This window comes from Acinetobacter sp. ANC 3832, assembly GCF_002135415.1.
Classification (GTDB): domain Bacteria; phylum Pseudomonadota; class Gammaproteobacteria; order Pseudomonadales; family Moraxellaceae; genus Acinetobacter.
Genome location: NZ_NEGJ01000028.1, coordinates 1 through 6,845, shown reverse-complemented (window position 1 = coordinate 6,845; position 6,845 = coordinate 1). Strand labels below are relative to the sequence as shown.

Here is a 6,845-nt window from a genome sequence, read left to right as displayed (position 1 = left end):
TAACCAAGCAAGCAAATTATTTAAAGTTAGCCGTAATACTATCTATGCTCGCATCAAGAAAGGCGAGATAACAAAGAACAGTGATGGTACTGTTTCTGCTCAAGATATGATGCGATTATTTGGAAATAAGACTGACAAGAAAACTGTAGAGCAAGCTATCACTGAACAACTGAACAATACAAATAATATTGAACAATCTATTCAGCATAAACTTGAACAATCTCAAAACAGCAATGAACAGCTTTTACAGCAACAAATTGAACAACTCAAATTACAAGTTGAACAACTTGAAAAGCAACTTGAATACGTCAAAGCAAATGAAGCATGGCTTAAACAGCAACTAGATCAAAAACTAATTGAACATAAGAACCATGAAAAGAAAGGCTTGTTAGGTCGTTTATTTGGCTAATTTAGCGGTGAATCCTTCGCATCTACACATGAATTGTGATACAAATATTTCAGATATGAAAAAGCCCGTATTTCTTCCCTCGCCAAAGTTTAGAAATACAGGCTTGAATCCTTAGAACACGTTTGCACATGATCTGTAATCAATAATACAGAACAAAAGTGCATTTGCAAACAGGTACGTTATGCAATGCAACAATTATTGTTAGACTTAGCACAAATTACAGACAAGTTTCCAAGCAAGCCTTATTGCTCGGATGATCTGTACATGGGTCTACAGATTAGACCTAAGCATTTAGCATTGCTTAAACGCTACATTCAACCTAATCACCCCTATTACACACATTTCTTTGTTTTTGATCTTGATTCATCAACAGCGTACATCGACTACTTTTATTCGATGGTAGGCGTACCTACTCCCAATTTAATTGTAGAGAATCCTGAGAACGGACATGCACACTACATTTATCAATTAGCAACTCCAATCTATCAAACCAATGCAAGCAACGATAAGCCAATCAAGTACGCCAATGCAGTCTATACGGCTCTTAGACAGGTTTTAGATGCAGACATCAACTACAGTGGGCTTATAACTAAAAATGTAGTACACAACTCATGGCGAACACATGTGCTACGTGAACAACCTTACACACTTGATCAACTTTCTGAACGTCTGGACTTAACAACTCGTCAGATCAATAAGGAAATTAAAGTAGATGAAGCTGTGGGGCTTGGTCGCAATTGCTGTGTGTTCCATACAGTGCGACATTGGGCTTATGTTGAAGTACGTCAATATCGAGGTCGAGATAAATCATTCAATCAGTGGCTTGAATCGGTCATTGCTCAATGCTGTTCCGTGAACAATCAATTCACTGCTCCAATGCAGTACAACGAGGTTAAGGGCATTGCTAAATCAATTGCTCGTTGGGTATGGAAACGAGATGGTTACGCATACCAAGAATTTATTGATCGTCAGACACGTAAAGGACAGCTAGGAGCATCAAAAGGTGGTAAGGCTCGTTCTGCTAAATATGAAGCTAAACGCAAGCTAGCAGTACGTTACAAGGCTAATGGCATGAATCATACAGAGATAGCAAAACAGCTTGGTGTAGAGCGTATGACTGTATTCCGTTGGCTTCAAAAAGTGTAACAGTGCCCCTAAATCAGATACTAGCCCTTTTGGGCTGTTTTTAGCTTTCCGCTGTGTTGGTATTAATCACTTGTTTTGATATTTAGCGGAATGATTAAAACAGCTTCCAACCGACTGTAAAGAATTTGAAAGGTCTTGAAAAGAACAGAGGGCGTGGAGAATACAAGTCTTACAAACATTCTAAATCTAGTCTGTGATTTGTTTTTTGATAATAGAGATTCGATTCAAAGCTACTTAGGTTTCGAGTTTTTTTAAGTCGAGTTTTCTAATTTAGTCGATTAGCAACTTGATAACTCAAACAAATATTAAAACAATCTTCAAATTAAAATTAATTACGTGTTGTCTAGTTGCTTCACAATGGAAAGAGAGCGGAGTTTTAAAAACAATTCCCCTCAAAAATGAAGATCACGGAGTACCTATATATCAATGGGTGGGGGCAGATTGGCTTTATCCCCCTACCATCTGACAAGGTACTTCAAATTAAACCTAGTCTGTGTTCACAGATTATACCATCTTATTTCTGTTTCACAGAAGCTCACAGAAAGCGATTTAAGGCACTTTGAATGTTGTGTGGTGTTAGTGGGTGGGTAAGATGTCTATCGTTCAACCTGAGCGATTCTGTGAGCATACAGAAATATATTCAAACCTATATCTAGTGGTGTCTGTATCTGAAAACCACAATATCTAGAAATTAATAAATTTAGATTAGTCCAAACTTGGACACATCTTTCTATCAATCAAATCTGACAGCTAAACAAATCAACTCATAAACAAATATGTATACGTATTCTTATACCAATTATCAAACAACTTATAGAAACATGGTATTCAATACATCTACTCAAATCTGAGTATATCTCTAGGACTTGGTATTATATCAACTTAATTTAATTTTATTTAAGTAGGTGTATGCATCCAATCAGACAACTTTTCAGCTTAATATGAAAACGCTGTAAGCTATACAGTGTAATGGTTACAGCTAGTCTGTATATTGACAAAATGGTAGTGATGTGTTAGTATCACTTTCATAACTAGAACAACACTAAAACACTGTCTTTCGATACATTAATTTTTGTAAGTTATAGAATTATAATAAGTTTTTATTTATCACGACAACGCTATTTTTTAAATAACATATAAAACAATAACTTAAGTGTGTTGTAAAATTCATCAAAATATGGCTGTAATCCTTGCTACATAAGGCTTTCAGGGACATCAAAACAAATTCGGATAAACAGAGTATATACATCTATACGAGATACTATTATCTACATACATAGTACCCTATTTACTATCTACTCTATTTCTCTAATAACAATACAAATTTAGAACTAACATCCTTTCAATCTTTTAATGAGTAAACTTTTAACAACTAGCAAATATCTAGGCTATGCCGTAAACAACACATATAACAAATCAATTGAAAACAATAAAAACTACGATTTAAAGCAAGCTAACATGGCAGATATTTATCTAGCTCTAAAGCATGCTAGAGATACAATAGATCGTCCTGTAGCACTTAGATATACATTAGGACTCGATAACAACCATTCATTCGATATAAATAAATTAACTAGAAAAATTAATAGTTTATTTAAAGATGGATACAGTTTTATTTATAGCTTTGAATATGCTGAAAATCAGAAAGGCTTACATTTAGAAATGATTTTAGTAGTAGATCAAAACGTACATAACCCTTTAACTGTTTTCAATTTATTAAGAAAAGTATTCTTCAACTTAGATGGTGTAATCATTAACATTGAACAGGAATATAAGAAAGTATCCTTTAACTTCCATGAGCGTAAAGAGGAATATTTATTAGAATCAGGTGGTAGTAAGGTAGGACATAGTTTAAAGGATGAAGAACAATTTAGAGATTGTATGTTTAGAGCTTCATACCTAGCAAAACAGAATGACAAAGCACAAGTACAGTATAAGAAAACATTTGGAACAACGACAGGCTAACAATGATTGACTATCAACAACATTTAATTAACAGCACATACAATCAACTAATATCGAACCTAGTATTATGGCAATACCTGAAAAACAAAGTAAAAGCAGAAACAAAACAAGGATACAAAGTAGTAAAAAATAAAGAGAAGCTAGACAAGATAACATCAAATATTATGGATGCTCTCCCTGCTTTGGATGGAATTGATTTAAGTGGTGTAAGGCTCTATATGCCATTAGTAGATGATGTAAAGCTATTACAAGCATTCAGAGATACAGAGCTTTAATAGGTATTTCTGCTCCTCTCACATGTCCGTGTATGTGCGCTCATGTGTGAGGTACGATGCGCCTATGCGCTTTTATCTTCTCTATACATTGCTAGTTTCTGTAATATTTTCTCTAATTCTTCATTGTTTATCGCATCATTTATTCTTTTAATATTTTGATTTAAATCACCTACATATTTATTTTCTTCATCTAAGGTTAAATGACCTTTAGACCAATATTTACTATCTACATTTAAAGTAAGTCTGTTTATTTTTTCTACTGATTCGGTAAGATCAATTAGCGTTTTTTCGATAACTTCTTTCGTTGAATTTGCTTTGATAATTTTTAGATAACTAATTAATTTGCTAATAGATTTATTAAAATCAAATGATATTTCACTAATTACTTCTTTTTGCTTTTCTCTTGTATAACTAGCATTATTATTTCTTATTAAATGGAATAAAATATTTTCAGTTTTAACTACACTAAACTTTACATCTTCTATGTACTCATAAATATTTATTGCTAGATTTGATGATGTTTCTTTTTCTTTTTGATTATTCCACTGTCTAAATATCCATAAAGCAACTAATGGTGCTACTAATGTGCATAAAGGAATGAACTTTAAAGCTAATTCCCCATTCCAACTACATAAATCCATCTCTTACCCCTTTAATACTCGGTATACAGTAGCTACACCACACTCTACAGCTTTAGCTATTTCTTCTCTTGTTAAGCCTTTATCATTTAACTCTCTGATTCTATCATGTTTTTGAGTATCTGCTTTCTTACCTTTAGGTTTGTATCCGCTTCTCTCTAAACCTTGTTTAATGCGTTCTATACGCTTCTCATTGTCAAGTCGAGCCATAGTAGCTAACAAATCAATTAACATGTTATTAACGAGATTCAGGATCGAGCTTGTAATCATATCATCTGTATTTAGCAGTACATGGGTAGTTGGTAGATCAGCAACAACTAATTTCAATCCTTTATCTTTTATACGTCCTTTCAATACTTCGAACTCATCTTGTTTTAAACGTGACAATCTATCAACGCTCTCAACAAGTAAAGTATCTCCATTTTCTGCTTCATCTAACAATTTATTTAATACAGGTCTATCTAGCTTTGTACCTGATTCATTCTCTACATATTCCTTTACATCATCTTGAATGATACTAGCAAACTCTTTCAAACTATCTAATGCCCTTTCTGCATCTTGGTCTTTTGTACTAGCTCTTACATATATATGAATGGTCATTTTATTATTTAACTTTGTATCCTTAAGTCTTATGATAATACTATCATTTAATTTAAAATAATAGTGCATTGATAGATATTTTTATCATTTAATTTATTATTGTTTACCTATAGTCTAATGATAGGATTACTACACTTTAAAGGTAGTGAATTTACTCTCTCTACGTGAATAGAATTATTTTAATAGGGTAATCATGCTCATCCATTCACGTACAGCAAGCAATCTTATGGTATTAAACTTTTAGTAAAATCATCTTTATCTTTTATAAAAAATAATTTATCTTTGATTTCTAACAATTTTTTTCAATAAACTAAGACTTTAAGAATATGACAGTTTTACATCCTGACAACGTTAATTTTGAAATAATAAAAGGTGGTCTTCAAGCAATGTCTGATCACTATGATTACAATTTCTATCTATTAGATAATGAATCTATGATTGTTGAAGATGATAGTGGGTTTAAATTAGAGGTTCTTCTTTATGAGGAGAATAATATTGTTTCGATGAAATGTAGTTCAGTTGCATATGAAACAAACTCTATACAGCATGCTTATTTAGTATGCAATCACTTAAATAATAATACACCTTTTATAAGATTTAGTTCTTTTGAAGTACCAAAAATGGGTTCTTCATATGGTGACACTGAAATAATCATTAAAACTTCATACGATACTTTTTATGATAAAGGTCTTCATATAGAGCAATTCTTATACAATGCAAATTATTTTTTAGAATCTTCTAAAGAATTAGTAAATAAAAACTTTTAAGAAAACATATTCTTATTGATTTACATCTTCTACGTGAATGAATGAGCATGATTACCCTGCTAAAACAATTTCATTCACGTACAGCATCTAATTCTATATGGCTTGAACCGATCAATCTTATCAATATTCACGACATGAGTTTTATTTCAATAACTTATTAAGTTTGCTAACCTGCTTGCATGAGAACAACTTATTAATTTGGATTTATAACATGACCACAGAAACAGCAAAAAACTATACTTTCTCTATTCCTGAAATTCAGGAAGTTTTAAAGGTAGATACAGACCTAGATAAATCAGCTATTCAAGAAAAGCTAAAGGGCTTTAAACAATATCCAAAATTTATTTACAGCCTTGATGATCTGAACACTGTTTACGAGTTTAATGTAGATACTTATGAGCGTGCGCAGAAATATGTTGATAGCCGTAATGTTGAACGTGTTAAGAAAGCACAAGCAACACGCCTAGCAAATAAAGCTAAAATTGCTAAAGAAGAAAAGAAAGCTAAGTCCAAGCCTGCTAATGAATTTGATGAATTAGGTAAATTATATGTTGAGCAAGCTAAACTTCGTGTAGAGATTGCCAAACTATCACAAGAGCAAAATCTATTAGATAAGAAAATTGTTGAACTTGAAAAGAAAATGAATGTACGTTGATTAAATCGAACCACTTGAAAGGGGGCTAGTTGCTCCCTTTTTTATTGAACACTTTAAACATGCTAAATACTGTATAATCTTGATCAACCAAATAGAACAAGAATGAGCACCTATGAGCAATCTATCTATTAACCAAGCAAGCAAATTATTTAAAGTTAGCCGTAATACTATCTATGCTCGCATCAAGAAAGGCGAGATAACAAAGAACAGTGATGGTACTGTTTCTGCTCAAGATATGATGCGATTATTTGGAAATAAGACTGACAAGAAAACTGTAGAGCAAGCTATCACTGAACAACTGAACAATACAAATAATATTGAACAATCTATTCAGCATAAACTTGAACAATCTCAAAACAGCAATGAACAGCTTTTACAGCAACAAATTGA

The 6,845-nt window shown here is 32.4% G+C and carries 9 protein-coding genes; 7 read left to right on the top strand and 2 right to left on the bottom strand.

From position 1 onward, the window contains the following. The 4 genes from B9T35_RS18095 to B9T35_RS18080 all read left to right on the top strand — a co-directional run. Positions 1 to 409, top strand: a 409-nt coding sequence (locus B9T35_RS18095; RefSeq protein ID WP_086192677.1) for a plasmid replication DNA-binding protein, incomplete at its 5' end; no start/stop codon positions are given. Positions 410 to 595: 186 nt separating this feature from the next. Further along, positions 596 to 1,555: a replication initiation protein gene (locus B9T35_RS18090; protein ID WP_086192675.1), complete on the top strand. Its 960-nt coding sequence runs from the start codon at positions 596 to 598 to the stop codon at positions 1,553 to 1,555. Between the two features lie 1,353 nt (positions 1,556 to 2,908). Next, positions 2,909 to 3,520 carry an inovirus-type Gp2 protein gene (locus B9T35_RS18085; protein WP_086192674.1) on the top strand — a complete coding sequence of 204 codons (612 nt, stop codon included), beginning with the start codon at positions 2,909 to 2,911 and terminating at the stop codon, positions 3,518 to 3,520. A gap of 2 nt (positions 3,521 to 3,522) precedes the next feature. Beyond that, complete coding sequence (locus B9T35_RS18080; protein WP_086192672.1) at positions 3,523 to 3,795, top strand: hypothetical protein; 273 nt, start codon at positions 3,523 to 3,525, stop codon at positions 3,793 to 3,795. A 62-nt stretch (positions 3,796 to 3,857) separates the two neighbouring features. Here the strand turns inward: B9T35_RS18080 and B9T35_RS18075 are convergent, their stop codons facing one another. Together B9T35_RS18075 and B9T35_RS18070 are read right to left on the bottom strand one after the other, a co-directional pair. Further along, a complete protein-coding gene (locus tag B9T35_RS18075; RefSeq protein WP_086192671.1) occupies positions 3,858 to 4,436 on the bottom strand; it encodes a hypothetical protein in 579 nt (192 codons plus the stop codon). A 3-nt stretch (positions 4,437 to 4,439) separates the two neighbouring features. Further along, positions 4,440 to 5,033, bottom strand: a complete 594-nt coding sequence (locus tag B9T35_RS18070) for a recombinase family protein (protein ID WP_086192678.1) — start codon at positions 5,031 to 5,033, stop codon at positions 4,440 to 4,442. A 326-nt stretch (positions 5,034 to 5,359) separates the two neighbouring features. On the opposite strand from B9T35_RS18070, the gene B9T35_RS18065 reads away from it, so the two are divergent. The 3 genes from B9T35_RS18065 to B9T35_RS18055 all read left to right on the top strand — a co-directional run. Continuing rightward, on the top strand, positions 5,360 to 5,800 hold the full coding sequence (locus tag B9T35_RS18065; RefSeq protein ID WP_086192669.1) for a hypothetical protein: 441 nt from the start codon (positions 5,360 to 5,362) through the stop codon (positions 5,798 to 5,800). A 211-nt stretch (positions 5,801 to 6,011) separates the two neighbouring features. Next, positions 6,012 to 6,455, top strand: a complete 444-nt coding sequence (locus B9T35_RS18060) for a hypothetical protein (protein WP_086192668.1) — start codon at positions 6,012 to 6,014, stop codon at positions 6,453 to 6,455. 112 nt (positions 6,456 to 6,567) lie between these two features. Next, on the top strand, positions 6,568 to 6,845 hold a 278-nt coding region (locus tag B9T35_RS18055), incomplete at its 3' end, for a plasmid replication DNA-binding protein (RefSeq protein WP_139842055.1).